This window comes from Salmonella sp. 3C (assembly GCF_025426275.1).
Taxonomy (GTDB): domain Bacteria; phylum Pseudomonadota; class Gammaproteobacteria; order Enterobacterales; family Enterobacteriaceae; genus Salmonella; species Salmonella enterica.
The window spans coordinates 4,649,655-4,674,485 of the sequence record NZ_CP104858.1 but is presented as its reverse complement, the minus strand read 5'-3'; the positions used below and the strand labels follow the sequence as shown (position 1 = coordinate 4,674,485).

The window sequence follows — 24,831 nt, the reverse complement described above, 5'->3', positions numbered from 1 at the left end:
TTTTGATAAAACTGGAATCAGAAATATTGAATCACGGCGCGCTATTTTGCATTCGAAAGACAAATAGCTCGAGTTATATTTTTCATTATCGTTGCGAATGCTCATAATAAAGCTGTGTATTATGGTAATTTTATAAAACCTATGGGTTTAAGTTCAGATGCTAGCGTTTTTATAGCGTAATGTAGCAGCTTACATAAAATATGCATCGTGATTAACTATTAGGCCAACCTTTTGGACCAATATGAAAGTGGAAGTTTATACAAATCGTTTGTCGATGATTAAACATGTGTCTAGTAGAGCTAGTCATGAACAGGTTTATTACGTATCATTTTGTGTAGATTATCGAGAGTACAACTAGTAGAGCAGCTAATCTTTAGATAGTGCCAGTGATGTTCACTTACGATAAACTAACCTTTTCATTCAGTGGAGGTTATTATGTGGCATACATTACTTAACTGGCCTTGGGGAACTGTGTGGTCAGCTGTATCGGCTTTAGGTTCAATTGTAACTGTTACATTAGGTTTTTGGGCAATGAATGTTTGGCGGCGACAGGAGGCTCTGAAGGCCAAAATGGCTCTGAAAATGGCAGTGGCTGATTATTCAAATGCATTATCACAACTACCTTTATCTCTTAGTCGTAATGTTCGTATTGAAAAAAGGGCCGAGCTACGAGAGTTAAATCATAAATTAAATGCTGTTAATAATGCTTTTTTGATATGCGAACATATGTTGGAAAAATACCCACGTGTAAACAGCGGTTGTCGTTCTTTATCTGTTGCCCACAAAGAATATATTAGAATGAGAGATAATAGTATTCAGGCGAAATATATTTGTCATAATATTCTTTCAGAACAGTTTGTATTCAAATGAAAATGAACGATTGGTATTTACTTGCCGTTTATTCATTGGATTGAAAAGTCTATTTAACAAACCGTGTTAAAGCGGTTTCTGATTGCAGTTATGGTTAGATATTTAACGAAAACTACAGGGATAATAGATGCCTCCACGAACCCCAAAAGCCTGTCGCGTTCGCGGCTGCCGCCATACCACGACTGACCCGTCAGGCTATTGCGAAAGCCACAAAAGCGAAGGCTGGAAGCAATACAAGCCAGGCCAGTCCCGATACCAGCGCGGTTATGGTTCGAAGTGGGACGTTATCCGCGCGCGTGTGCTGAAGCGTGACAAAGGCCTGTGCCAGTTGTGCCTGCGTGCCGGTGTGGTGCGTGAGGCGAAAACCGTTGACCACATCATCCCTAAAGCGCATGGCGGCACTGATGCCGACAGTAATCTGCAGAGTCTGTGCTGGCCCTGCCATAAGGCGAAGACGGCCCGTGAACGGTTAAAGTGATAATAATTCTCAACTGTCTGTGAGGGAGGGGCGGGTCAAATCCCTGTGACCTGACGTCTTCCGGACTGCCCGCCCCCTCGAATTTTTATACCCGCGAAAAATGAAATTTAACCAGGAGTGCCGCATATGGCTGGAACGGCGGGGCGTTCCGGGCGTCGCCCCAAGCCTACGGCGCGCAAGGAGCTGGCCGGGAACCCCGGAAAGCGAGCCCTGAATAAAGAAGAACCAGTATTCACACCAATAAATGGGGTTTCTCCTCCGGACTGGTTTAACGAAGAAGATATGCCTCTGGCATCAGTTATGTGGGAACTGACCACCAAAGAATTGTGTGGTCAGGGACTGCTGTGTGTTACGGATTTGGCTGTACTGGAGCGCTGGTGTGTCGCCTACGAGTTCTGGCGGAGAGCAGTAAAAAATATCGCAAAAGAAGGTAACACCATAACTGGCGCTATGGGGGGGAAAATAAAGAACCCTGAACTTACTGCCAAGAAAGAACAGGAATCGGAGATGAGTTCTACTGGTTCTATGCTGGGCCTTGACCCCAGTAGTCGACAGCGCCTTATTGGTCTGGCCGGACAGAAGAAAACATCTAACCCATTCCTGAAGATGATCAACTCATGAGCCGGAAATCATATCCCAACGTTAACGCCGCTAATCAGTATGCCCGCAACGTTGTGCGGGGAAAAATCACGGCATGTCAGTATGTCATTCAGGCCTGCCAGCGTCACATTGATGATATGGCGGCGGAGAAGAGTAAAAGGTTTCGGTACCGCTTTGATAAAGACATGGCTGAGAAAGCTGCAAAGTTTATTCAGTTACTTCCACATACAAAAGGTGAATGGGCGTTCAAACGTATGCCGATTACCCTGGAACCGTGGCAACTTTTCATCGTGTGCTGTGCCTTTGGCTGGGTACAGAAGGGAACAAAGCTTCGTCGTTTTCGTGAGGTCTACACAGAGATACCACGTAAGAACGGGAAATCGGCTATTTCAGCTGGTGTAGCTCTCTACTGTTTCACCTGTGATAACGAATTCGGTGCGGAAGTATACTCCGGCGCCACGACTGAAAAACAGGCGTGGGAGGTATTTCGTCCCGCGCGTCTGATGTGTAAGCGCACACCACTACTGGTGGAGGCATTCGGTATAGAGGTGAATGCCTCAAACCTGAACCGTCCGGAGGATGGTGCCCGCTTCGAGCCGTTGATCGGCAACCCCGGGGACGGGGCATCACCGCACTGCGCAATAGTTGACGAATACCACGAACACCCTACGGATGCGCTCTACACAACAATGCTTACAGGTATGGGCGCGCGCCGACAGCCGCTGATGTGGGCAATAACCACGGCGGGCTACAACATCGAGGGGCCGTGTTACGACAAGCGACGCGAAGTGATTGAGATGCTGAACGGATCGGTGCCGAACAACGAACTTTTTGGCGTGATTTACACGGTTGATGAAGGGGATGACTGGACAGATCCAAAAGTGCTGGAGAAAGCAAACCCGAACATTGGGGTGTCAGTATACCGTGACTTCCTTCTCAGTCAGCAACAGCGTGCTATTAACAATGCCCGCCATGCGGGTGTGTTCAAAACGAAGCATCTCAATGTATGGGTTGCCGCCCGCACAGCATTCTTTAATCTGGTTTCCTGGCAAAACTGTGAGGATAAGACGCTGACGCTGGAACTGTTTGAGGGTCAACCCTGCGTACTGGCGTTCGATCTGGCTCGTAAGCTGGACATGAACAGCATGGCGAGGTTATTTACCCGTGAAATAGACGGGAAAACGCATTTTTACAGCGTGGCGCCACGTTTCTGGGTGCCGTATGACACGGTCTACAGTGTTGAGAAAAATGAGGATCGCCGTACTGCGGAACGTTTTCAGAAATGGGTTGAAATGGGCTTTTTGACAGTAACTGATGGTGCGGAGGTGGATTACCGCTACATCCTTGAAGAGGCCAAAGCTGCGAACAAACTGAACCCGGTCAGCGAATCCCCCATTGATCCATTTGGTGCCACCGGGCTTTCACATGATCTAGCTGATGAAAACCTGAATCCCGTCACTATCATCCAGAATTACACCAACATGTCCGATCCGATGAAAGAACTGGAAGCGGCGATTGAATCGGGTCGCTTTCATCATGACGGCAATCCCATCATGACCTGGTGTATCGGCAACGTGGTCGGCAAAACCATTCCGGGTAACGATGACGTGGTGAAGCCTATTAAGGAGCAGGCGGAAAATAAAATCGATGGTGCAGTTGCACTGATTATGGCGGTTGGCAGAGCCATGCTGTACGAGAAAGAAGACACGCTGTCTGACCACATTGAGTCCTACGGGATCCGCTCGCTTTAACTGAGGTAATTATGATCATGCTGATTCTCGCGCCTCTGGTGGGCGTGCTGGGTGCGCTTTTGCTGGCGTATGGTGCCTGGCTGATTTATCCCCCGGCGGGTTTTGTTGTTGCCGGGGCGCTGTGCATGTTCTGGTCGTGGCTGGTGGCGCGATATCTCGACCGTACACAGCAGTCTGTCGGCGGAGGTAAATAGTGTTCTTTTCGGGATTATTTCAACGAAAAAGTGACGCGCCGGTGACCACGCCAGCAGAGCTGGCGGATGCTATCGGGCTGTCATACGACACCTATACCGGAAAGCAGATCAGCAGTCAGCGGGCCATGCGACTGACGGCGGTTTTTTCCTGCGTCAGAGTGCTGGCAGAGTCGGTCGGGATGTTGCCCTGCAACCTGTATCACCTGAACGGCAGCCTGAAACAGAGAGCCACTGGCGAACGTCTGCATAAGCTGATCTCCACGCATCCCAATAGCTATATGACGCCGCAGGAGTTCTGGGAGCTGGTGGTCACCTGTCTGTGCCTGCGGGGCAACTTTTATGCCTACAAAGTGAAAGCATTTGGCGAAGTGGCTGAACTGCTGCCCGTCGATCCCGGTTGCGTGGTGCCGAAGCTTAACAGTAGCTGGGAGCCGGTCTATCAGGTCACATTCCCGGATGGCTCCACGGATGTACTGAGCCAGGAGGATATCTGGCATGTGCGCACGCTGACGCTGGACGGACTGGTGGGGCTGAATCCCATCGCCTATGCCCGCGAGGCAATATCGCTGGCGGCAGCGACCGAAGAGCACGGGTCCAGACTGTTCAGCAATGGCGCGGTGACGTCGGGTGTGTTGCGTACAGAGCAGACGCTGTCGGATCAGGCTTATGAGCGCCTGAAGAAAGATTTTGAGGAGCGTCACACCGGGCTTGGTAATGCTCACCGCCCGATGATCCTTGAGATGGGGCTGGACTGGAAGTCGATGGCGCTGAACGCCGAGGACAGCCAGTTCCTGGAAACCCGCAAGTTTCAGCTTGAAGAAATCTGTCGTCTGTTCCGGGTGCCATTGCACATGGTGCAGAACACCGATCGCGCCACCTTCAACAATATTGAAGAGCTGGGGCTGGGATTTATCAACTATTCACTGGTGCCGTATCTGACCCGCATCGAACAGCGGATCAACACCGGACTGGTACGAAAAAGTAAGCAGGGCGTTTTTTACGCCAAATTTAACGCGGGGGCGTTACTGCGTGGGGATATGAAGTCCCGTTTTGAAGCCTATGCCACCGGGATCAACTGGGGGATTTACTCTCCCAATGACTGCCGCGACCTGGAAGATATGAATCCGCGTCCCGGTGGTGATGTCTATCTCACACCGATGAACATGACCACGAAACCCTCCGATGGCAGTAAAGCCGGTAAGCAGAAGGATAACGCCAATGCAGACGAAACAACGTCTTGATGTACCGCTGAGTCTTAAATCTGTAAGTGACTCCGGTGAGTTTGAAGGGTATGGCTCCGTCTTTGGTGTAAAGGACAGCCACGATGATGTGGTGATGTCCGGGGCATTTGCTGCTTCCCTGCGGGAGTGGAGTGACAGAAAAGCGTTACCTGCGCTGCTCTGGCAGCACCGCATGGATGAGCCCATCGGTGTTTACACCGAAATGAAGGAAGACGATGTCGGGCTTTACGTTAAGGGGCGATTGCTCATTGATGATGATCCCCTGGCAAAACGTGCACATGCACACATGAAGGCCGGTTCGTTAACCGGCCTTTCTATTGGGTACGTACTGAAAGACTAGGAATACGACCGGAGCAAAGAAGCCTTTCTGCTGAAAGAAATCGACCTCTGGGAAGTCAGTCTGGTGACGTTCCCGTCAAACGATGAGGCACGGATCAGCGACGTCAAGAACGCGCTGGCCCGCGGGGAAATCCCCGAACAGAAAAAAATCGAAAGAGTCCTGCGTGATGTCGGACTCTCCCGTACCCAGGCCAAAGCATTCATGGCCGGGGGCTATGGCGCACTGTCCCTGCGCGACGCTGAGGATGTGGGCTCTGCACTGAATGTACTGAAAAATCTGAACTTCTAATCAGGAGAAATACGATGGCGGTTGATATTAAAGATGTGGAACAGGTCGCGCAGGAACTGCAACAGAAGTTTGACGACTTCAAAGCAAAGAACGACAAGCGCGTTGAGGCGATTGAGCAGGAAAAGGGCAAGCTTGCCGGGCAGGTGGAAACCCTGAACGGGAAACTCAGCGAGCTGGAAAATCTCAAAAGCGACCTTGAAAAAGAGCTGCTTGAGCTGAAACGTCCGGCACGTGGAGCGCAAAACAAGGTGGCTGCAGAACATAAAGACGCTTTCGTCGGCTTTCTGCGTAAAGGCCGCGAAGACGGTCTGCGCGATCTGGAGCGTAAGGCGTTGCAGGTGGGCACTGATGAAGATGGTGGTTATGCCGTGCCGGAAGAGCTGGATCGCAGCATTCTCAGCCTGCTGAAAGATGAGGTGGTGATGCGCCAGGAGGCCACGGTGATCACCGTGGGCGGTTCCGACTATAAAAAACTGGTGAATCTGGGTGGTACGGCTTCCGGATGGGTCGGCGAAACTGACACGCGTTCCCAGACCGCTACTTCCAGGCTGGGACTGATTGAGCCTTTCATGGGGGAAATCTACGGCAACCCGCAGGCCACCCAGAAAATGCTGGATGATGCCTTCTTCAACGTGGAAGCCTGGATCAACAGTGAACTGGCGACCGAATTTGCCGAACAGGAGGAAATTGCCTTTACCACTGGTGACGGCACCAAGAAGCCGAAAGGGTTCCTGGCCTATGAATCCACCGAAGAGTCCGATAAGGCTCGTGCGTTCGGTAAACTTCAGCACATCGTATCCGGTGAAGCGACCGCGGTGACCGCTGATGCCATCATTAAGCTGATTTACACGCTGCGTAAGGCGCATCGTACCGGCGCGAAGTTCATGATGAACAACAACAGCCTGTTTGCCATCCGTCTGCTGAAAGATACCGAGGGTAACTATCTGTGGCGTCCGGGGCTGGAACTGGGACAGCCATCCTCACTGGCGGGTTACGGTATCGCTGAAAACGAACAGATGCCGGATATCGCCGCCGATGCGAAAGCCATTGCGTTTGGTAACTTCAAACGGGGTTACACCATCGTTGACCGTATCGGCACCCGCATCCTGCGCGACCCGTACACCAACAAACCGTTTGTCGGTTTTTATACCACCAAGCGCACCGGGGGTATGCTGGTCGATTCACAGGCTATCAAGCTGCTGAAAATCGCTGCGGCGTAATCACTGGTGGGGCGCTGAACGGCGCCCCTGTTCTGACAGGTGAGGGAATCATGATCCTGAAACAAGATCTCAAATGGTCGCCAGACGGTCTGCGTGTTGAAATCATTCGTGCCGGTGAACACGACGACAGGATACTCCCGGCCCGGGTGCAGGAGATTGCGCTTCAGACCGGGTTAGCAGAGTGCGAAACCAGTGCAAAAAGCAATAAAGCGGTGAAAGAGAAAAAATCCACGACCAGTCAAGAGGGCTGAGTATGCTTCTGAGCGTGGAAGAAATTAAAGCTCAACTCCGGCTGGATGAGGATTTTGAAGCCGATGAGCGTTACCTGCAACTGCTGGCCAGAGCGGTACAAAAGCGGACGGAGACGTATCTGAACCGGAAGCTCTATGCGCCGGATGAAACCATTCCGGACAGCGATCCTGACGGACTGCTCCTGCAGGATGATATCCGTCTGGGGATGTTGATGCTTATCAGTCATTTCTACGAAAACCGATCTTCCGTCACGGAAGTGGAAAAACTCGACATGCCACAGAGCTTTGGCTGGCTTGTCGGTCCATACAGGTACTTTCCACAATGAAAATTCGTCAGGCGCAGACCAGCGCCACATACCTTTTGCCCGACCCGGGCGAACTTGACCAGCGCATTGTTATCCGGCGGCGTGTCGATGTTCCGGCTGATGACTTTGGCGTAACGCCGACGTACCCGGAGCAGATCCGGACGTGGGCCAAAAAAGCGCAACCCGGTGCGGCAGCTTATCAGGGGTCTGTGCAGATAGAAAACAGGGTGACGCACTATTTCACCATCCGTTTTCGCCGCGGTATCACCGCCGATCATGAAGTGCTCCACGACGATATTTCTTATCGGGTTAAACGGGTCCGTGATCTGAACAGTAAACGCCGCTTTCTGTTGATCGAGTGCGAAGCGCTGGGTACCGATAACGGGAGTGACTATGCCGCAGAAAGCATATTTACACGTTGATTTCGTACAGCCGGAAGAACTGGTGTTTAACCGGGCGAGAATGCGACGGGCGTTCGTCAAAATTGGTCAGGTGCACATGCGTGATGCGCGGCGACTGGTCATGAAACGTGGCCGCTCGAAGCCAGGCGAAAACCCCTCGTACCGCACCGGCCAGCTGGCGCGTTCTATCGGCTACTACGTACCCCGTGCGTCAAAAAAACGTCCGGGGCTCATGGTGAAGATCGCGCCTAACCAGAAAAACGGCGAGGGCAACCGGCATATCAACGGTGCCTTTTACCCCGCCTTTCTGTTCTACGGTGTTCGCCGTGGGGCGAAACGTAAGAAAGGCCATCATCGCGGCGCATCAGGCGGCAGCGGCTGGCGTGTGGAACCACGTAACAACTACATGACTGAGGTTCTGGATAAACGCCGCAGCTGGACACGTTATGTGCTCTCCCGCGAATTGCGAAAATCACTCCGTCCTCAGCGAAGGAAGAAAAAATGAAATTAACCCCGATTATTGCGGCACTTCGCAGCCGTTGCCCTCGGTTTGAAAACCGTGTGGGTGGCGCAGCGCAGTTTAAAGCGATACCGGAGGCCGGAAAGCTCAGACTACCAGCCGCGTATGTTGTGCCAGCCGAAGACGTCACGGGTGAGCAGAAATCGCAGACCGACTACTGGCAGGATTTGACGGAGGGTTTTTCCGTCATCGTGGTACTCAGCAACGAACGGGATGAAAAAGGGCAGTGGGCTTCTTACGACGCAGTTCACGACGTCAGGCAGGAAATCTGGAAGGCGCTGCTGGGGTGGGAGCCAGATTCGCAGGCGCATGAAATTCAGTATGCGGGTGGGATGCTTCTCGATCTGAACCGCCACGAACTGTATTACCAGTTCGACTTCACGGTGAAGTATGAAATTACCGAAACAGACACCCGCCAGCAGGATGATCTGGACGGCCTGCCCGATCTTAAAACGCTCAGTATTGATGTTGATTTTATCGAACCCGGTACCGGGCCAGATGGCGACATCGAGCACCACACCGAAATTACATTTCAGGAATAAACCATGTTTGTGAAACCCGCAAAAGGGCGATCGGTTCCCGATCCGGCCCGTGGCGACCTTTTACCTGAAGGAGGTCGAAATGTTGATGAGAATAACTACTGGCTGCGCCGCGAGGCCGCTGGTGATGTCCGGCGCACGAATAAAAAGGTGAAAACAAATGGCGATTAGTTTTAATTCCATCCCGTCAGATACACGGGTTCCGCTGTTTTATGCCGAGATGGATAACTCGGCGGCAAATACCGCCCGGGACAGCGGGGCATCACTGCTGATTGGTCACGCCAGCAATGATGCGTCAATTGCCGTCAACAGTCTTGTTCTGGTGTCATCGGTTGATTATGCCCGTCAGATTTGCGGTGCCGGAAGCCAGCTGGCCCGTATGGTCGGGGCGTACCGTAAGACCGATCCATTTGGCGAACTGTATGTCATTGCCGTACCTGAATCCACAGGCGCGGCAGCAACCGTCGCTTTGACGGTAACTGGCGAAGCGACGGAAACCGGAACGGTGAATGTCTATACCGGCCGAACCCGCGTTCAGGCTCCCGTGACCAGCGGTGATGACGCTGCGGCGGTGGCTGTGAGCATTAAGGATGCGGTCAATGCAAACCCTGATCTTCCCTTTACGGCAACATCAGAAGCGGGGGTGGTGACACTGACTGCGCGCCACAAGGGGTTATATGGAAATGAAATTCCGGTCACTCTCAATTATTACGGCTTTGGCGGTGGGGAGGTGTTACCGGCGGGTGTGAATATTACGGTTGCCAGCGGCGTGAAGGGGGCTGGTGCGCCAGCTCTTAACGACGCGGTGGCAGCGATGGGAGATGAGCCGTTCGATTATATCGGCCTTCCGTTTAACGACACGGCATCGGTGAACACGATGGCAACTGAAATGAATGATTCCAGCGGTCGCTGGAGTTATGTCCGGCAGTTGTATGGTCACGTTTATACGGCGAAGACGGGGACTCTGTCGGAGCTTGTGGCCGCGGGTGACCAGTTTAACCTGCAGCACATCACCCTGGCGGGCTATGAGAAAGACACCCAGACGCCTGCTGATGAACTGGCTGCAAGCCGTACTGCCCGTGCTGCGGTTTTTATCCGTAACGATCCGGCGCGCCCGACCCAGACCGGGGAACTGGTGGACATGCTGCCGGCACCGAAAGGCAAACGTTTCACGACGACTGAACAGCAGACGTTACTTTCCCACGGTGTGGCAACGGCGTATGTGGAAAGCGGCGTGCTGCGTATTCAGCGGGATATCACGACGTACAGGAAAAATGCGTATGGTGTGGCGGATAACAGCTACCTTGACAGCGAGACGCTGCATACCAGTGCTTATGTGTTGCGCCGTCTGAAATCTGTTATTACCAGTAAATACGGGCGCCATAAACTTGCTAATGATGGTACGCGTTTCGGGTCTGGTCAGGCCATTGTCACGCCTGCCGTTATCCGTGGTGAGCTGGGATCAACATATCGCCAGATGGAGCGGGAAGGCATCGTGGAAAACTTCGATCTGTTCCAGCAACATCTGATAGTGGAGCGTAACGCGAACGATTCGAACCGCCTGGATGTGCTGTTTCCGCCTGATTATGTCAATCAGTTACGTGTGTTTGCAGTGCTTAACCAGTTCCGTCTGCAGTACAGCGAGGAGGCTGCATAATGGGAAAAATTGCGGGAACAACGTATTTCAAAATCGATGGACAGCAACTGTCGGTAACCGGAGGGATTGAAGTCCCCATGAACACCAAAGTTCGTGACGACGTGATTGGCCTGGATGGTTCCGTTGACTACAAGGAAACCAGCCGGGCACCGTATACGAAGGTGACCGCCAAAGTGCCGAAAAACTTCCCGGTCGATAAAATTACGTCTTCTGATGTTATGACCATCACATCAGAGCTGGCAAATGGTCAGGTGTATGTTCTCTCAAACGCCTGGCTGCACGGCGAAGCCAACCATAACCCGGAAGAGGGCACCGTGGATCTTGAGTTCCACGGTGAGGAGGGATTTTACCAGTGATAAAAGAACTTGTGCTCAAAAAGCCGATTATGGCGCATAACGAAAAGCTTCATGTGCTGGAGCTGCGCGAACCGTCCTACGATGAAATCGAAGCCATTGGTTTTCCGTTCACCGTTTCCGGTGACGGCGGCGTCCGGCTGGACAGTTCGGTTGCGCTGAAATATATCCCTGTGCTGGCAGGTATTCCACGCTCCTCGGCAGCGCAACTGGCAAAACTGGATATTTTCAAAGCCTGTATGTTGATCCTCAATTTTTTTACCCGGTCGGAGACGGAGGAGGACTCAGAAAGCGGGTCTACAACACCGCATACTTCTGGCGAATAAACCCCCTGGAGCTCCGGCGGGCGGCGATATCCGATTTTCTGGAGCTGGAGTTGGAGGCTGTCCGTATCAATGAGGAAATGAAGCATGGCTGACAGTTTCCAGTTAAAGGCCATTATCACTGCCGTTGACCAGTTATCGGGTCCGCTGAAAGGGATGCAGCGGGAACTGAAGGGATTTCAGAAAGAAATGGCCGGGCTGGCGATCGGTGCTGCTGCTGCCGGGACCGCTGTTCTTGGGGCGCTGGCGCTGCCCGTGAATGCTGCGATCGGCTTTGAGTCAAAAATGGCTGACATCCGGAAGGTGGTTGACGGCCTGGATGATAAAAAAGCATTCGCGCAGATGAGTGACGATATCCTGACGCTGTCCACACAGTTACCGATGGCGGCGGAGGGAATTGCAGAGATCGTGGCGGCGGGCGGGCAGGCAGGCATTGCCCGCGGCGATTTGATGCAGTTTGCGAACGACGCAGTGAAAATGGGTGTGGCGTTTGATACCACTGCCGAAGAGTCCGGTCAGATGATGGCGCAGTGGCGGACAGCGTTCAGACTGACGCAGGAAGACGTGGTTGTCCTGGCCGATAAAATCAACTATCTGGGGAATACCGGCCCGGCAAATGCGAAGAAAATTTCTGATATCGTGACGCGGATTGGTCCGCTTGGCGGTGTTGCCGGAGTGGCATCCGGCGAAATTGCCGCGATGGGCGCCACCATTGCCGGGATGGGGGTTGAATCGGAGATAGCCTCCACCGGCATCAAAAACTTCATGCTGTCGTTAACCGCAGGTAATTCGGCAACCAAAGCCCAGAAACAGGCTATGGCTTTCCTGAAGCTGAATCCCCGGAAACTCGCTGAGGATATGCAAAAGGATTCGCGCGGGGCCATGCTGAAGGTGCTGGACTCGCTCGCGAAAGTGCCAAAAGCTAAACAGGCCGCCGTCATGAATGCGCTGTTTGGCAAGGAGTCACTTAGCGCGATTGCCCCGCTGCTGACCAACCTGGATTTGTTACGCACCAATTTTGATCGTGTGGCTGATGCCCAGGAATATGGCGGCTCGATGCAGAAGGAATACGCATCCCGCGCGGCCACAACAGAAAACCAGCTGGTTCTGCTGAAAAACAGCGTCAATGCGATTTCGGTAACGCTGGGCGATACCTTCCTGCCCGCCATTAACGAAGCTGCAGAAGCGGTCATGCCTTACCTGGAGCAGCTCCGGACATTCGTTCGCGCGAATCCTGAACTGGTTCAGTCTGCGGCGAAGTTCGGCGCGGCGCTGCTGGCTGTTGGCGTATCCATTGGCAGCCTGTCCCGGGCTGTCAAAATCCTGAACAGTGTCATTAATCTCTCTCCGGCGAAAGTCGCCATTGCGGCGCTGGTGGCCGGCGCTATGCTGATCATTGAGAACTGGGACGATGTTGCTCCGGTGATTAAGGCGGTATGGCAGGAGGTCGATAACGTTGCGCAGGAGATGGGCGGATGGGAGACGGTGATTGAAGGGGTTGGTCTGGTTATGGCTGGTTCTTTTACCGTCAGGACCATTGGTGCCCTGCAGCAGTCCGTCCTGCTGGCCGGACGGCTTTCCGGTCTGCTGGGTAAAATTGGCCGGATGGGGGCCATGACGCTGACAATTGGCGTGGCGGTGTCACTCTTTAAAGAGCTTAAGGATCTGGAGCAGGGGGCAAAGGATGCGGGTATGGATGCTGGCGCATTCGCTGTACAGAAGCTGCAAACGAAGGAGCGTGAACGCGGGTATAACGGTTTTATTCCCAGACTCAAAGAGCTTCTTGGTATGGACACCCCGATTCCGCAGGGGCGTTATCAACCTTATGTGCCACTGACCCGGCGTTCTGGCGTACTCGAGCGAGCTGTCCCGCCATCAACGCAGCGCAGCGAACTCAAAGTGACATTTGAGAATGCACCACAAGGTATGCGTGTGACTGATATACCGAAATCCGGTAATCAATTGATGAACATCAGCCATGATGTGGGTTACTCACCCTTTCGTACATCACGATAAACCTGCTCCGGCAGGTTTTCTTATGGGGTAAATATGGCTTTTTTCTCCTCAACTGGCTGGCGCGGGCGCCTGCGTGATGCATCATTTCGTGGAGTGCCTTTCTCCGTTGAAGATGATGAAAGCACCTTTGGACGCCGCGTACAGGTACATGAATATCCGAACAGGGATAAGCCCTGGACGGAGGATTTAGGTCGCGCCACGCGCCGCCTGACGATAAATGCTTATCTTGTCGGTGATGATTACGCAGACAGGCGGGATCGTCTTATTGGTGCCATTGAAACCGCAGGCCCTGGTACGCTGGTCCATCCGCAGTATGGCGAAATGCAGGGCAGCATTGACGGACAGGTCAGGATCACTCACAGCAGTACAGAAGGGCGCATGTGTCGTGTCTCCTTTCAGTTTGTGGAAAGTGGGGAACTTTCTTTTCCGGTGGCAGGAATGGCAACGGCGAAGCGCCTGGAAACGTCAGGCGGGCTTTTCGACGATGCGATTGACAGTATGTTTTCCACATTCTCGTTGTCAGGTATTTCTGATTTTATCCAGAACGATGTCATTGCCGATGCAGCCTCCATGCTGGGCGATGTTGCCGATGCTTTCAGGATGGTTGACTCCGGCGTGTCTGCCGCAATGCGGCTGTTACAGGGGGATTTGTCTGTCATTCTGATGCCACCGGGCGCCGCAAGTGATTTCGTTAACGCACTGCAAAAAGCCTGGCGCTCAGGTGACAGGCTCAGGGGCAGTACATCGGATCTGGTCACGATGATAAAAACGATGTCAGGTATCACGCTTGATCCCGGTCTTTCCCCTCGAGGCACCTGGCCCACTGACTCCGGATCTGCTGCGAAACAGAAAATGCAACGCAATATGATCGCAGCCGCCATCAGGACAACAGCCATCAGCACAGCCGTCCACGCCGTGACAACACTGAAGCAGCCGCGTGATGTACCTGGTGTCCGGGGCGTAAATCAGCCTGCAGGAACAGGCCGTGACTCAGACATTATCACTGTCATGCACCCGGCGCTGGATGGTGTACAGACAGTCAGTAATGGCAGCTCTCCACCGAATTATGAGGATCTGAAAGCTATCCGGACCGCGCTCAATGCTGCGATTGACCAGGAGCAGTTGCGTATCCGGGATGATGTGCTTTTCCAGCAAATTTCCGTTATGCGGACGGATCTCAATCGCGATATTTCTGCACGACTGGCACAGGTTGAACGTACTGCATTGCGAACGCCTGATGATGTTCTGCCTGCACTGGTACTGGCTGCAGCCTGGTATGACGACGCCGGGCGGGAATCTGACATCCTCACTCGTAATCCCGTTCCCCATCCAGGATTTATCCCGGTTGAGCCGCTGAGGGTTCCGGTACGATGAATAATACGGTTTTTTTACGCGTCAACGGGCGTGACTGGGGAGGATGGACGTCAGTACGGATAAGTGCGGGCATTGACCGTATTGCCCGGGACTTTAATGTCTCGATCACCCGGCAGTGGCCTGGTGGAGAAGACGTACCGCCAGTAAAAAATGGTGACTCTGTTGAGGTACTCATTGGCGATGATTTAGTTATTACCGGCTGGGTTGAGGCGTTACCGCTACGTTATGATGCGCAGACCATTATGACGGGCATTGTCGGGCGCAGCAAAACGGCAGATCTTATCGACTGTTCTGCGTCGCCTGCACAGCATAACGGGGAAAATTTATTCCTGATCGCCAGCGCACTTGCCCGGCCATTCGGTGTGGACGTTGTTGATGCAGGCGCGCCGGCAGCCGCCGTTATTGAGGCTCAGCCGGAACATGGTGAAACGGTTGTGGACTGTCTGAACAGGCTGCTTGGACAGGCTCAGGCGCTGGCATATGACGACGAACGGGGACGGCTGGTTCTCGGCAGGCCGGGCAGTATGAAAGCAGCCACGGCACTGGTACTTGGCGAAAATATTCTTTCCTGTGATACCGAGCGTAGTGTTCGTGAGCGTTTCTCCAGTTATCTGGTTACGGGGCAGCGTCCTGGTACGGATGACGATTTCGGCGAGGCAACCATTGCTGCTATCCGGCAGAGTACTGGTGATGCAGGCGTCACGCGGTATCGTCCCCACACCATTCAGCAGTCAGGAACTGCCACAACTGACAGCTGCAAATCACGCTGTGAATTTGAAGCCCGTCAGCGTGCGGCGAAAACGCTGGAAACCACCTATACCGTACAGGGATGGAGACAGGGGAATGGCGAATTGTGGAAACCGAATCAGGCCGTGGTGGTGTATGACCCGCTGAACGGTTTTGACAATGAAACGCTGGTGATCGCCGAAGTGACGTACAGCCAGGACAATAACGGCACCCTGACCGAAATCCGGGTGGGCCTGCGGATGCCTATCTTCCTGAACCATTCAGGCCGAAAGCGAAGAAAAAAGTCAGTGAGGAGGCAGATTTCTGATGGCTAACCATCCTCTTCAGAACATGATAACGCGCGCAGTCATTACCGCGATTGATACCGTCAGAAAATGCCAGACTGCCGGACTGAAACTTATTGCCGGTGAAAAAAAAGAGAATGTGGAGCATCTTGAACCTTACGGTTTCACCTCTGCAGCACAGAATGGCGCAGAAGCGGTGGTATTGTTTCCCGGCGGTGACCGTTCGCACGGAGTGGCTGTGGTTGTGGCTGACCGCCGCTTCAGACTGAAAGGGCTGGCGCGCGGGGAAGTCGCGCTATATGACGATCAGGGGCAGTCGGTCACATTAACCCGAGCCGGAATAGTGGTAAATGGCGGCGGAAAGCCAGTTATTTTCACGAATGCCACTAAAGCACGTTTTGAAATGCCGATCGAATCCACTGGCGATATCAGGGACAACTGTGACAGCAGTGGAAAAACGATGGCTGAAATGCGCACGACCTATAACGGTCATACCCATAAAGAAAATGGCGATGGCGGCGGTATAACCGATAAGCCTGGCCAACCCATGAGCTGACACCATGATCCTTTATGTTAATGGAATCCGTAAGGATGCCACGGCTTCGCTCGACTTTCTGACGCGGGCAGTGGTGATTTCTCTTTTTACCTGGCGCCGGGCGGAGCGGGATGACAGGACCCCACAGCCATACGGCTGGTGGGGGGACACCTGGCCTGCTGTTCAGAATGACCGCATCGGTTCCCGCCTCTACCTGCTGAAACGCCGCAAACTCACCAATAAAACGCCGCAGGATGCCCGCGAATACATGCAGCAGGCGCTGGCGTGGATGACAGACGATGGCGTGGCGGCACGTATTGATGTGACATCTGAACGCACAGGAACAGATACCCTGGCAGCTGGCGTGACGATATATCAGCGGGACGGGGTAATTCACAATATTACATTCGATGATATATGGAGCAAACTTAATGGCTGACAGTCAATTTGCACGTCCTGAACTTCCTCAGTTGATTGCTACCATTCGCAGCGATTTACTGACCCGTTTTCAGCAGGATGTTGTGTTACGTCGCATGGATGCCGAGGTTTACAGCCGGGTACAGGCTGCTGCCGTACATACGCTGTATGGTTATATCGATTATCTGGCCCGGAATATGCTGCCTGATATGTGTGATGAGGACTGGCTTTACCGTCACGCGAGGATTAAGCGTTGTCCCAGGAAAAATGCCGTATCTGCGAAGGGATTTGCACGCTGGGATGGTATTGCCGGAACGCCGGAGATCCCCGCGGGTACACAGATTCAGCGGGATGATCAGGTTACATTCACGACCCTGCAGACGGTGAAAGCTTCCGGCGGCCTGTTACGTGTGCCGGTTATTGCTGATGTGGCGGGAACTGCCGGTAATACTGACGATGGTACGGCGTTACGCCTTGGCACGCCGATTACTGGTATTCCTTCTACAGGTTACGCTGACACTCTGACCGGGGGGGCTGATACAGAGGAGCCTGAAACGTGGCGCGCGCGCGTCATGGAACGCTATTACTGGATACCACAGGGGGGCGCTGATCCTGATTACGTCATCTGGGCAAAGGAAATCGCGGGAATAACCCGTGCGTGGACATTCCGCCATTATAAGGGGACCGGCACCGTTGGTGTGATGGTGGCTACCAGTAACCCGGTGAATCCGGCTCCTGGCGACGATCTCGTTAAGGCTGTACGTGACCATATTTTGCCGCTGGCACCTGTTGCTGGCGGCGGACTCTTTGTTTTCGCTGCCACTGAAAAAAGCATTCCGGTAACAGTCGCACTGGCCAAAGATACCCCGGAAATTCGTACTGCCATTATTGCGGAGCTAAATGCGCTGATGCTGCGTGATGGCGCGCCGTCCGGAAAAATTTATGTTTCGCGAATCAGCGAGGCGATAAGTCTGGCGACCGGGGAAGTGGCACATCAGCTGCGTGTGCCGGCGGCAGATGTGGTGCTGGGAAAAACTGAACTTCCTGTCCTGGGGAATATAACCTGGGCCACCTATACCGGGGAGAACGGATAACTATGGCATTACAGGACGAATATACGCAGTTACTTTATCACCTTCTGCCGGAAGGGCCTGCCTGGGACGGAGAAAACCCACTGATTGAAGGGCTGGCGCCGTCGCTGAACCGGGTACATCAGAGAGCGGATGAACTGATGGCTGAAATTGATCCGGCCAGAACCACAGAACTGATAGACCGTTATGAACAGCTGTATGGCCTGCCTGATTCCTGTGCACCGGAAGGCGTTCAGACATTACAGCAGCGCCAGCAACGGCTGGATGCAAAGGCAAATGTTGCTGGCGGTATAAACGAGAGGTTTTATCGGGAACAGCTTGATGCGTTGGGGTATACCGCTGCCACCATTGAGCAGTTTCAGAATCTCGACAGCACACCCGATCCTGAATGGGGGGAATTCTGGCGTTACTACTGGCGTGTGAATATTCCGGCTGATGCGAACATCAGCTGGCAGACCTGTACAAGCACCTGCGACTCTGCGATCAGAACGTGGGGCGATACTGTTGCTGAATGTGTGATTGATAAGCTTTGTCCGTCACATACGGTTGTTGTTTTTGCTTATCCGGAAGGAAAAGAGAATGCACAGAATTGATACGCCCACCGCGCAAAAAGATAAATTTGGTCAGGGAAAAAACGGATTTACGAATGGTGATCCCGCCACGGGCCGCCGCGCAACGGATCTCAACAGTGATATGTGGGATGCAGTCCAGGAAGAGGTCTGTACTGTTATTGAAGCCGCCGGCATACCACTCAGTAAAGGCGAACATACGCAGCTTCACGCCGCCATTGGCAGGCTGATCGATGAACAGGTTAAAACCCGTCTTGAAAAAAATCAGAATGGCGCGGACATCCCGAATAAGCCGCTGTTTCTCCAGAACGTCGGTTTAGGAGAAACGATAAATCTCGCTGCAGGGGCCCTGCAAAAATCGCAGAACGGCGGCGATATTCCTGACAAAAAACAATTTGCGAGAACCATCGGTGCGGTAACGTCAACCACCATTACACTTGGCGAATCAGGCTGGTTCAAAATCGCCACGGTTGTAATGCCGCAGGCTACATCAACTGCGGTGATTAAACTGTACGGTGGGGCGGGGTTTAACGCTGGTTCACCTGAACAGGCGGCAATCAGCGAACTGGTATTGCGTGCCGGTAATGGTTCACCTGTTGGAATAACCGCCACATTATGGAGGCGTTCACCTTCTGCTGCTAACGAGGTCGCATGGGTTAATACATCAGGCGACACCTACGATATTTATATTAATATCGGCCAGTATGCGTACTGGTTAATTGCGCAATATGATTACACCGGTAATGCAAATGTCACGCTGCACAGTACGCCTGAATATTCATCAGTTCAGCCGGGAAACTCAACCAGCGGTCAGACATATACACTGTTTAATAGTCTGATGAAACCCACAGCCGGTGACGTTGAGGCACTGTCAGTTAATGGAGGGAGGCTAAACGGTCCGTTAGGCATTGGTACTGATAATGCGCTGGGTGGTAATTCGATTGTATTCGGAGATAACGATACAGGGTTTAAGTGGCACAGTGACGGCGTTCTGGGGATTTATGCCAATAATGCTCTGGTTGGTTATATCGACAATTCCGGGCTGCACATGTCAGTAGATGTTCTCACTAATGGTGCCGTACGCGCAGGCAACGCAAAAAAACTGTCACTGACGAGCAATAATAATTCGACAATGACAGCCACGTTTAATTTATGGGGCGACGCAAACAGGCCAACAGTTATTGAACTGGACGACGATCAGGGATGGCATCTGTACAGCCAGCGAAATCCTGACGGTTCGATTGTCTTTACGGTCAATGGAGATATCACCGCTAACACGCTTCGTGCAGGCGGGGCTATCTATCAGAATAACGGCGACATCTTTGGTTCGCTATGGGGAAATGGCTGGTTAAGTACCTGGATTAATAATAATCTCGTCTTAGATGTTCAGTTAGGGGCTGGCACATCAGTGACTACCTGGAACAATGCAGGTTCCTGGCCTAACACTCCCGGATATGTAGTTACCTCCGTCTGGAAAGATTATCAGGGCGAAAATATTGATGGTATTAATTATGCGCCTTTGCAAAAACGAGTCGGGAGTCAGTGGTATACCGTACAAGGGGGAACGGTATAATGAAAAAATATCAGAATATCAAAAATTTCAGACTTATTGACGCGCCCGTAAACAGGGATAAAACTCAGGCTGAAATAAATATAGGTGCATATTTTCTGGAGTCGGACGATGGACAGGACTGGTATGAGTGTCAGTCATTATTTTCTGATGATACTGCAAAAATAATGTACGACCATGAGGGGGTTATCTGGGGTGTTGTTAATAAGCCAGTCCCGCAACGAGGAAACACATATTCTGTATCAATGTTGTGGCCGGTTAATATGTCTGTTGCGGAAATAGACGCTGCTGACTGCCCTGATGATTGCCGTGGTGATGGTACGTGGTTATATCAGGACGGTAAAGTCGTTCAACGGGGTTATTCTCCGGAAGAGCTGCGTAAAAAGGCGGAGGCTGAAAAAGTTCGCCGCCTTGCTGAGGCTGAATCAGCCATCGCACCACTGGCACGGGCAGTAAAACTAAAAATTGCCACAGATGAAGAGATTAAACGGCTGGAAGCATGGGAACTTTATAGCGTAATGGTAAACAGGGTGGATACATCTGCGCCTGACTGGCCGGATATACCACGCTAAATATTCAGGCGGGTTTATTACCCGCCTTTTCTTTTTCCTGTCGTTGTGCCATCAACCTGACAGCCGGTACAAATAGCCCCCTCTTGTGTACTGACCTGAAAATATACTCACCCCTTAACCACGGAGTTAACCGGATGAGTGATTTTCACCACGGCACGCAGGTCATCCAATTTAATGGAGGTACGCGCGTCACATCCACGATATCGATCGAAATCGTCAGTATGGTCTTTACGTTTAGCTTTGCCGAAACATTGCTCGCGTTTATATCATACGTTTGCAAATAATTATCTCCAGGAGCTGATAGTCAAACTGCTGGTATCCATAAAAATATGTTCATGCTTAAATTCTATAAAATTACAAAACTCTTCATAATTGTGCCGTATAGAACAATTAAAATAATGCCTTAGCCCACCGCAGACACCATCAATGTATGGATCGCCATAAGGTTTACTGTGCATAATTTCAAGTCCTTTTTTCAATGCCGGATGCTCGCTGCGGTTAACGGCGATAATCCCATTTTCAAGACTCATGCTATTACCTTTACGACTTACATGAACAGCAATACCATCAGGTAAATACAAAGTGCCGAGTTTACCTGTAAGTAACATATCAGCATCAAGATATATGCAGCCACCTCCAGGTTGCAGGTGATGGCAGCCATGTTTGCCCGCCTCCAGAAAAGCATTACTTCCTTTTAATAAAAAAAGATTTCTGTAAAAATCAAACCGTACATGTCCCAAGCGTTTATCATGGGACGAAACAAGGGACTCCTCTGGATTGTTCTTTAAAACTTCATTTAAACTCTTTTTTATCTCACCAAGCAGATATTCATCTCTGACATTTGCTGGTTGAGCTTCAATTTTAGCGATGTTTTCTAAATAAATATCTGATAGTTTCTTGTCATACATGCTATAATCCAGGTCGGAATTATAGATAACCTTTATATTTTCATATTGTTTTTCCAGCTTTGCTAATGCTTTCTTTTGTCCAGCACTAAAATTCCCATCAACTAAAACCCCGATAGTTCTCTCTTTTTCTATTATAGCGGCGTTGATAATATTATTGAGATAGGGGTTTTGTTGAGTATTAATAATTGGGATCTGGTTTTCCCCAAACCTGCTTGGGTTTCGTTCAAACCATTGAAAAAGTAGGGGGGTGTGCTGATCTAATGGCAATAAAGGATATTCAACTCCGGCAAAGTTTGCACTACCTGATGAAGGCAGAGTAATAGCTGGAGTTGCAGTATGAGAATAGTTCTGGCATGAAAGAAAACCTCTGACTCGAGAAAACATTTTTCAACCCTTACGCTATTAATATAACATACCATGATTTGAGATTGATAAGATATCGGGTTTTAACCTTAGTTTAATAAATTGGAAGATTTTTGTATGAAGATTTGCTACCGTATTTTCGTGCCATAGCTATCTGAAACGATAGTTTTTACTTGGTTAGGGGGGGCTTAAAATTACATTTTTGAATAAGTATTTTATACTTCTTATACGATATGTTTTTATTGTATTGCAGGGGGACAGGGGAGATTGGCGGGCGAAGACCAAAGTTATCACCTGAGCAATGGGCGCAGGCCGGGCGTCTGATTGGGGCAGGAATACCGCGACAGCAGGTAGCGATTATTTATGATGTGGGGCTGTCGATACACGGGCTGTACTGGATTCTGTTATCGGCTAACCGGAAGGGAGTTAAAAAACGGGATTACCGCGCTAACTAGAAGCATGAGGGAAGGTTGTGGCATCCGGTGAACCTGTAGGAATCCCATAACTGATTAAGGACGGAAACCACCAGATGCCACGAAGATGTTATGGCGCATGTTGTTGTGGGAAGTCAATAAAGGAGATGGTTTTGTTTAAAAAATAGTCTATCATGGTGAGAAAATGATTTTGATAAGTAGGCTAACTTTCTGAAAATACTGCGTACAAAAATGCTACTTTTTTCTCATGTTATTAGATAAGTTAATGTTAAATAAGAATATTGGGACGGTCTCGAAAACCGGAGTAGGGGCAACTCTACCGGGGGTTCAAATCCCCCTCTCTCCGCCAATCATTCAACAAAATCAATCACTGACAAAGCGTTTTTGATTTCGTCATACATAAATCCCTGCATTAAAATTTCTTTCACTCGCTCGATTTTTCTTACTACTGATGCTGTTTTTTACCATTTTGCTGCGCGTCGGGCATCCACTTTTATCTTCTTTAGCTCACAAGCTCACACTCTTTTGCAACGCCCATCTCACATCTCTGGTGACAAAACAGTTTAACTGCCGTTGCTTCACACGGATCCTGTGAGGGTATCTTAAAGGAAATGGATTGCTGGAGGATGGTGGAAAAGAGGCGAAATCTTTTTCAGTGGTGATACCGCCTCCCCTGGACATGAGCTTGCCAGAACCTACGCGGTAAATCCTACGACACGAAGCCACGCGCAATTTTATGCGAAAACGCTGGCAATAGCCTTGCTGACTGATGCAAGCTATCTAAAATCGCTTGAAGATGACATCATGCAAAACAATCGCTTAAAAGACTCACCTGTTGATAAGCATGTTGAGGACGAAAAGAAGAAGAAAAATGCAGCCAGGTAAAAAGGGTTACGTTCGCCGTAAGCGAACGTGATCGCATCCAGCCTTAACGAACCTTTTTCCGTTCATCTCCCTTCATGTTTTCAAAAAACTCTTTTATGAATGCCCCTAAAACGTCATACGCGAATTCGCTATTATTGTTCCCGTCGCGACAACATAGGGATTACGTAAAAAAACAGAGGGCAGACATTGAAAATATTGGAAATAACGTAAAACGATTTGTCCGTGTTTTTATCTGTCATTTAAACTTACAGAAATGGCTGTACTGCTATCAGTATAAAGATAATTTCAGTTGTCCAGATAAATCATTTTTGAAACTATTTGTATTAACAGGGTTTATTCATTTATTGAATGGATGCGTGCTCGTTTGGTCTTGTCATCTTGACGCTTTGAGATCACATATTCTATTCTATCATAGACAGCAGGGAAAATTAGCTGCTGGGATCGATTTTTGATTAATAAAATATTGGATGGAACCACGATGCAATTACCAGAACAGGATGAGTTTTCTGATTTTTTTGCTGCCAATGATGATGAACAAGCCTCTTTAAGGCGTAAGTTTTTTTTGGAGAAACATAAAGAACCGTGTCTGTCTGAGTCTGCATTAGAGGACTACCAGGCGCTGTTTATGAGTATCTACGGAATTAATATTGACTGGAAAGAGGGGACTTTTAGCCTGCTTGAGGCACTTTCAGATAATCAGGGAGGGAAGCCTGTCACGGTCAAATTCGATTATGACAGTGAGATTGAAACAGCAACGATAAATTTGGTTGATACGCAGTATGTGTTTCATCACTACCCAATGGGAAGTGATGGTTTTGATACAGAACTGGTGCGCATTGAGCATATATTGGCTAATAGTGGATATAGTTTGCGGGTATATCAGAACAGCACTTTTAGTGATACATTATCGTTCTTACTCATTCCGTCAGATGAGTGGAAACGTGTTGAACAGCATTATAGCCCAGAGCATATTTCTGAATACTTCGTTCCGTATGGAAAACAACTTGTTATTCCTGAGGTTACTGCTCCAGTCGTAAATTATGTGCCATCCGTTAAACAAGAAGCATCAAATGTCCCAGCGTTGTTTAATGCTCGGGGTATCCGTATTTGTTTTTTAAGTATAATGCTAATCGCATTTGCAATTTATATTTTGTGGAATATCCTGACAAAAATAGAGCCTTTATCATCAGGCCAACCTGCTGGCTGTGAAAATCTACAAAATTTATACTCAAAATTACGTCCAGAAGTAGCCGAGCCATTAAAAGAAAAAATGCGTAAGAGTTTGGGCTGTAAATGATAAATTTTCAGTTTAAGAAAATTACACTAATGGATAGGTAATAGAGATATATTTAATTTGATATTGTGTTATCGAAATAGTAATAACAGATAATATACATATTCTTGCGGTGGTGGATGAAGCGATTTTTATCTTATTTGTACAGGAAAAGAAAAAGAGTTTTTTTAGCTACCATGACTCTTATTAATTTTGTTGCCGCAAATCAAAAATACTACGCTTTTAATTTGTTGTCAGTGTTTATCATGGTGTTCTGGTCAGTTCAGTACCTCCTGCAGCATCTCCTTGTCCAGACTCAGGTCAGCCACCAGCTTCTTCAGCCGCTGATTCTCATCCTCCAGTTGCCGCAGACGCCGCAGTTCCGTCACGCCCGGCCCGGCAAATTTTTTCTTCCAGTTAATGGGATGGACTACTTCCTCCCGCTGCGGTTAACTGTACGAA

General features: G+C 50.4%; 26 protein-coding genes and 6 pseudogenes. 30 read left to right on the top strand and 2 right to left on the bottom strand.

What is annotated here, in order from left to right; genetic code table 11:
* Positions 1 to 435 precede the first annotated feature (435 nt).
* From N7E69_RS22775 to N7E69_RS22645, 27 genes and pseudogenes are all read left to right on the top strand, one after another.
* Positions 436 to 870: a hypothetical protein gene (locus N7E69_RS22775; protein ID WP_033868734.1), complete on the top strand. Its 435-nt coding sequence runs from the start codon at positions 436 to 438 to the stop codon at positions 868 to 870.
* Positions 871 to 997: 127 nt separating this feature from the next.
* Positions 998 to 1,348: an HNH endonuclease gene (locus N7E69_RS22770; protein ID WP_001135209.1), complete on the top strand. Its 351-nt coding sequence runs from the start codon at positions 998 to 1,000 to the stop codon at positions 1,346 to 1,348.
* 126 nt (positions 1,349 to 1,474) lie between these two features.
* Positions 1,475 to 1,969, top strand: a complete 495-nt coding sequence (locus tag N7E69_RS22765) for a phage terminase small subunit P27 family (RefSeq protein WP_000929191.1) — start codon at positions 1,475 to 1,477, stop codon at positions 1,967 to 1,969.
* Entirely contained in the window at positions 1,966 to 3,699 is a 1,734-nt protein-coding gene (locus tag N7E69_RS22760) for a terminase large subunit (protein ID WP_000088185.1), read from the top strand. Before N7E69_RS22765 ends, N7E69_RS22760 begins: the two co-directional genes overlap by 4 nt.
* Before the next feature lie 11 nt (positions 3,700 to 3,710).
* A complete protein-coding gene (gene ymfR, locus N7E69_RS22755; RefSeq protein WP_000605609.1) occupies positions 3,711 to 3,893 on the top strand; it encodes a protein YmfR in 183 nt (60 codons plus the stop codon).
* The gene (locus tag N7E69_RS22750) at positions 3,893 to 5,134 is read left to right on the top strand and encodes a phage portal protein (RefSeq protein ID WP_000466260.1); all 1,242 of its coding nucleotides are present in this window, start codon (positions 3,893 to 3,895) and stop codon (positions 5,132 to 5,134) included. The genes ymfR and N7E69_RS22750 overlap by 1 nt, the downstream gene beginning before the upstream one ends.
* Positions 5,112 to 5,762 (top strand): annotated as a pseudogene (locus N7E69_RS22745) (HK97 family phage prohead protease). Before N7E69_RS22750 ends, N7E69_RS22745 begins: the two are co-directional and overlap by 23 nt.
* A gap of 14 nt (positions 5,763 to 5,776) precedes the next feature.
* Positions 5,777 to 6,982: a phage major capsid protein gene (locus N7E69_RS22740; protein ID WP_000257528.1), complete on the top strand. Its 1,206-nt coding sequence runs from the start codon at positions 5,777 to 5,779 to the stop codon at positions 6,980 to 6,982.
* Between the two features lie 50 nt (positions 6,983 to 7,032).
* Entirely contained in the window at positions 7,033 to 7,233 is a 201-nt protein-coding gene (locus tag N7E69_RS22735) for a hypothetical protein (RefSeq protein ID WP_000601353.1), read from the top strand.
* 2 nt (positions 7,234 to 7,235) lie between these two features.
* Positions 7,236 to 7,559, top strand: coding sequence for a head-tail connector protein (locus tag N7E69_RS22730; protein ID WP_000927378.1), 324 nt, complete (start codon positions 7,236 to 7,238; stop codon positions 7,557 to 7,559).
* Positions 7,556 to 7,960 (top strand): phage head closure protein, encoded by a 405-nt coding sequence (locus tag N7E69_RS22725; RefSeq protein WP_000702409.1) that lies wholly within the window; start codon positions 7,556 to 7,558, stop codon positions 7,958 to 7,960. Before N7E69_RS22730 ends, N7E69_RS22725 begins: the two co-directional genes overlap by 4 nt.
* A complete protein-coding gene (locus tag N7E69_RS22720) occupies positions 7,932 to 8,444 on the top strand; it encodes a hypothetical protein (protein WP_001135697.1) in 513 nt (170 codons plus the stop codon). Before N7E69_RS22725 ends, N7E69_RS22720 begins: the two co-directional genes overlap by 29 nt.
* A complete protein-coding gene (locus tag N7E69_RS22715) occupies positions 8,441 to 9,001 on the top strand; it encodes a hypothetical protein (protein ID WP_000779217.1) in 561 nt (186 codons plus the stop codon). Before N7E69_RS22720 ends, N7E69_RS22715 begins: the two co-directional genes overlap by 4 nt.
* Before the next feature lie 3 nt (positions 9,002 to 9,004).
* Positions 9,005 to 9,169: a DUF2635 domain-containing protein gene (locus N7E69_RS22710; protein WP_000497739.1), complete on the top strand. Its 165-nt coding sequence runs from the start codon at positions 9,005 to 9,007 to the stop codon at positions 9,167 to 9,169.
* On the top strand, positions 9,159 to 10,655 hold the full coding sequence (locus N7E69_RS22705) for a phage tail sheath subtilisin-like domain-containing protein (protein WP_001007995.1): 1,497 nt from the start codon (positions 9,159 to 9,161) through the stop codon (positions 10,653 to 10,655). Before N7E69_RS22710 ends, N7E69_RS22705 begins: the two co-directional genes overlap by 11 nt.
* A complete protein-coding gene (locus N7E69_RS22700; RefSeq protein ID WP_000515952.1) occupies positions 10,655 to 11,011 on the top strand; it encodes a phage tail tube protein in 357 nt (118 codons plus the stop codon). Before N7E69_RS22705 ends, N7E69_RS22700 begins: the two co-directional genes overlap by 1 nt.
* Positions 11,008 to 11,334, top strand: a complete 327-nt coding sequence (locus N7E69_RS22695; RefSeq protein WP_000588852.1) for a phage tail assembly protein — start codon at positions 11,008 to 11,010, stop codon at positions 11,332 to 11,334. The genes N7E69_RS22700 and N7E69_RS22695 overlap by 4 nt, the downstream gene beginning before the upstream one ends.
* Positions 11,335 to 11,418: 84 nt before the next feature.
* On the top strand, positions 11,419 to 13,347 hold the full coding sequence (locus N7E69_RS22690) for a phage tail tape measure protein (RefSeq protein ID WP_000785386.1): 1,929 nt from the start codon (positions 11,419 to 11,421) through the stop codon (positions 13,345 to 13,347).
* Between the two features lie 33 nt (positions 13,348 to 13,380).
* The gene (locus N7E69_RS22685; protein ID WP_000863818.1) at positions 13,381 to 14,721 is read left to right on the top strand and encodes a DNA circularization protein; all 1,341 of its coding nucleotides are present in this window, start codon (positions 13,381 to 13,383) and stop codon (positions 14,719 to 14,721) included.
* Positions 14,718 to 15,775 (top strand): annotated as a pseudogene (locus tag N7E69_RS22680) (phage baseplate assembly protein). The gene N7E69_RS22685 and the pseudogene N7E69_RS22680 overlap by 4 nt, the downstream one beginning before the upstream one ends.
* Positions 15,775 to 16,308, top strand: a complete 534-nt coding sequence (locus tag N7E69_RS22675; protein WP_001273649.1) for a phage baseplate assembly protein V — start codon at positions 15,775 to 15,777, stop codon at positions 16,306 to 16,308. Before N7E69_RS22680 ends, N7E69_RS22675 begins: the two are co-directional and overlap by 1 nt.
* A 4-nt stretch (positions 16,309 to 16,312) precedes the next feature.
* Positions 16,313 to 16,726: a phage GP46 family protein gene (locus N7E69_RS22670; protein WP_000605050.1), complete on the top strand. Its 414-nt coding sequence runs from the start codon at positions 16,313 to 16,315 to the stop codon at positions 16,724 to 16,726.
* Entirely contained in the window at positions 16,719 to 17,798 is a 1,080-nt protein-coding gene (locus N7E69_RS22665) for a baseplate J/gp47 family protein (protein ID WP_000785580.1), read from the top strand. The genes N7E69_RS22670 and N7E69_RS22665 overlap by 8 nt, the downstream gene beginning before the upstream one ends.
* A gap of 2 nt (positions 17,799 to 17,800) precedes the next feature.
* Positions 17,801 to 18,388 (top strand): YmfQ family protein, encoded by a 588-nt coding sequence (locus N7E69_RS22660; RefSeq protein ID WP_001207832.1) that lies wholly within the window; start codon positions 17,801 to 17,803, stop codon positions 18,386 to 18,388.
* Positions 18,375 to 19,937 (top strand): hypothetical protein, encoded by a 1,563-nt coding sequence (locus N7E69_RS22655; protein WP_000554737.1) that lies wholly within the window; start codon positions 18,375 to 18,377, stop codon positions 19,935 to 19,937. The genes N7E69_RS22660 and N7E69_RS22655 overlap by 14 nt, the downstream gene beginning before the upstream one ends.
* Positions 19,907 to 20,506: a tail fiber assembly protein gene (locus N7E69_RS22650; protein WP_015701331.1), complete on the top strand. Its 600-nt coding sequence runs from the start codon at positions 19,907 to 19,909 to the stop codon at positions 20,504 to 20,506. Before N7E69_RS22655 ends, N7E69_RS22650 begins: the two co-directional genes overlap by 31 nt.
* Positions 20,507 to 20,640: 134 nt before the next feature.
* Positions 20,641 to 20,763 (top strand): annotated as a pseudogene (locus N7E69_RS22645) (hypothetical protein); the annotation flags it as partial.
* A 27-nt stretch (positions 20,764 to 20,790) separates the two neighbouring features.
* On the opposite strand, the gene sseK3 reads toward N7E69_RS22645, so the two are convergent.
* A complete protein-coding gene (gene sseK3 / locus N7E69_RS22640; RefSeq protein ID WP_000492926.1) occupies positions 20,791 to 21,798 on the bottom strand; it encodes a type III secretion system effector arginine glycosyltransferase SseK3 in 1,008 nt (335 codons plus the stop codon).
* 230 nt (positions 21,799 to 22,028) lie between these two features.
* On the opposite strand from sseK3, the pseudogene N7E69_RS22635 reads away from it, so the two are divergent.
* The 3 genes and pseudogenes from N7E69_RS22635 to N7E69_RS22630 all read left to right on the top strand — a co-directional run.
* Positions 22,029 to 22,232: pseudogene (locus N7E69_RS22635) on the top strand (helix-turn-helix domain-containing protein); the annotation flags it as partial.
* Positions 22,233 to 22,850: 618 nt separating this feature from the next.
* Positions 22,851 to 23,096, top strand: a pseudogene (locus N7E69_RS24500) (hypothetical protein); the annotation flags it as partial.
* A 478-nt stretch (positions 23,097 to 23,574) separates the two neighbouring features.
* Positions 23,575 to 24,393: a hypothetical protein gene (locus N7E69_RS22630; protein WP_001176778.1), complete on the top strand. Its 819-nt coding sequence runs from the start codon at positions 23,575 to 23,577 to the stop codon at positions 24,391 to 24,393.
* A gap of 260 nt (positions 24,394 to 24,653) precedes the next feature.
* Here the strand turns inward: N7E69_RS22630 and N7E69_RS22625 are convergent.
* Positions 24,654 to 24,785 (bottom strand): annotated as a pseudogene (locus tag N7E69_RS22625) (transposase); the annotation flags it as partial.
* Between the last annotated feature and the right edge of the window lie 46 nt (positions 24,786 to 24,831).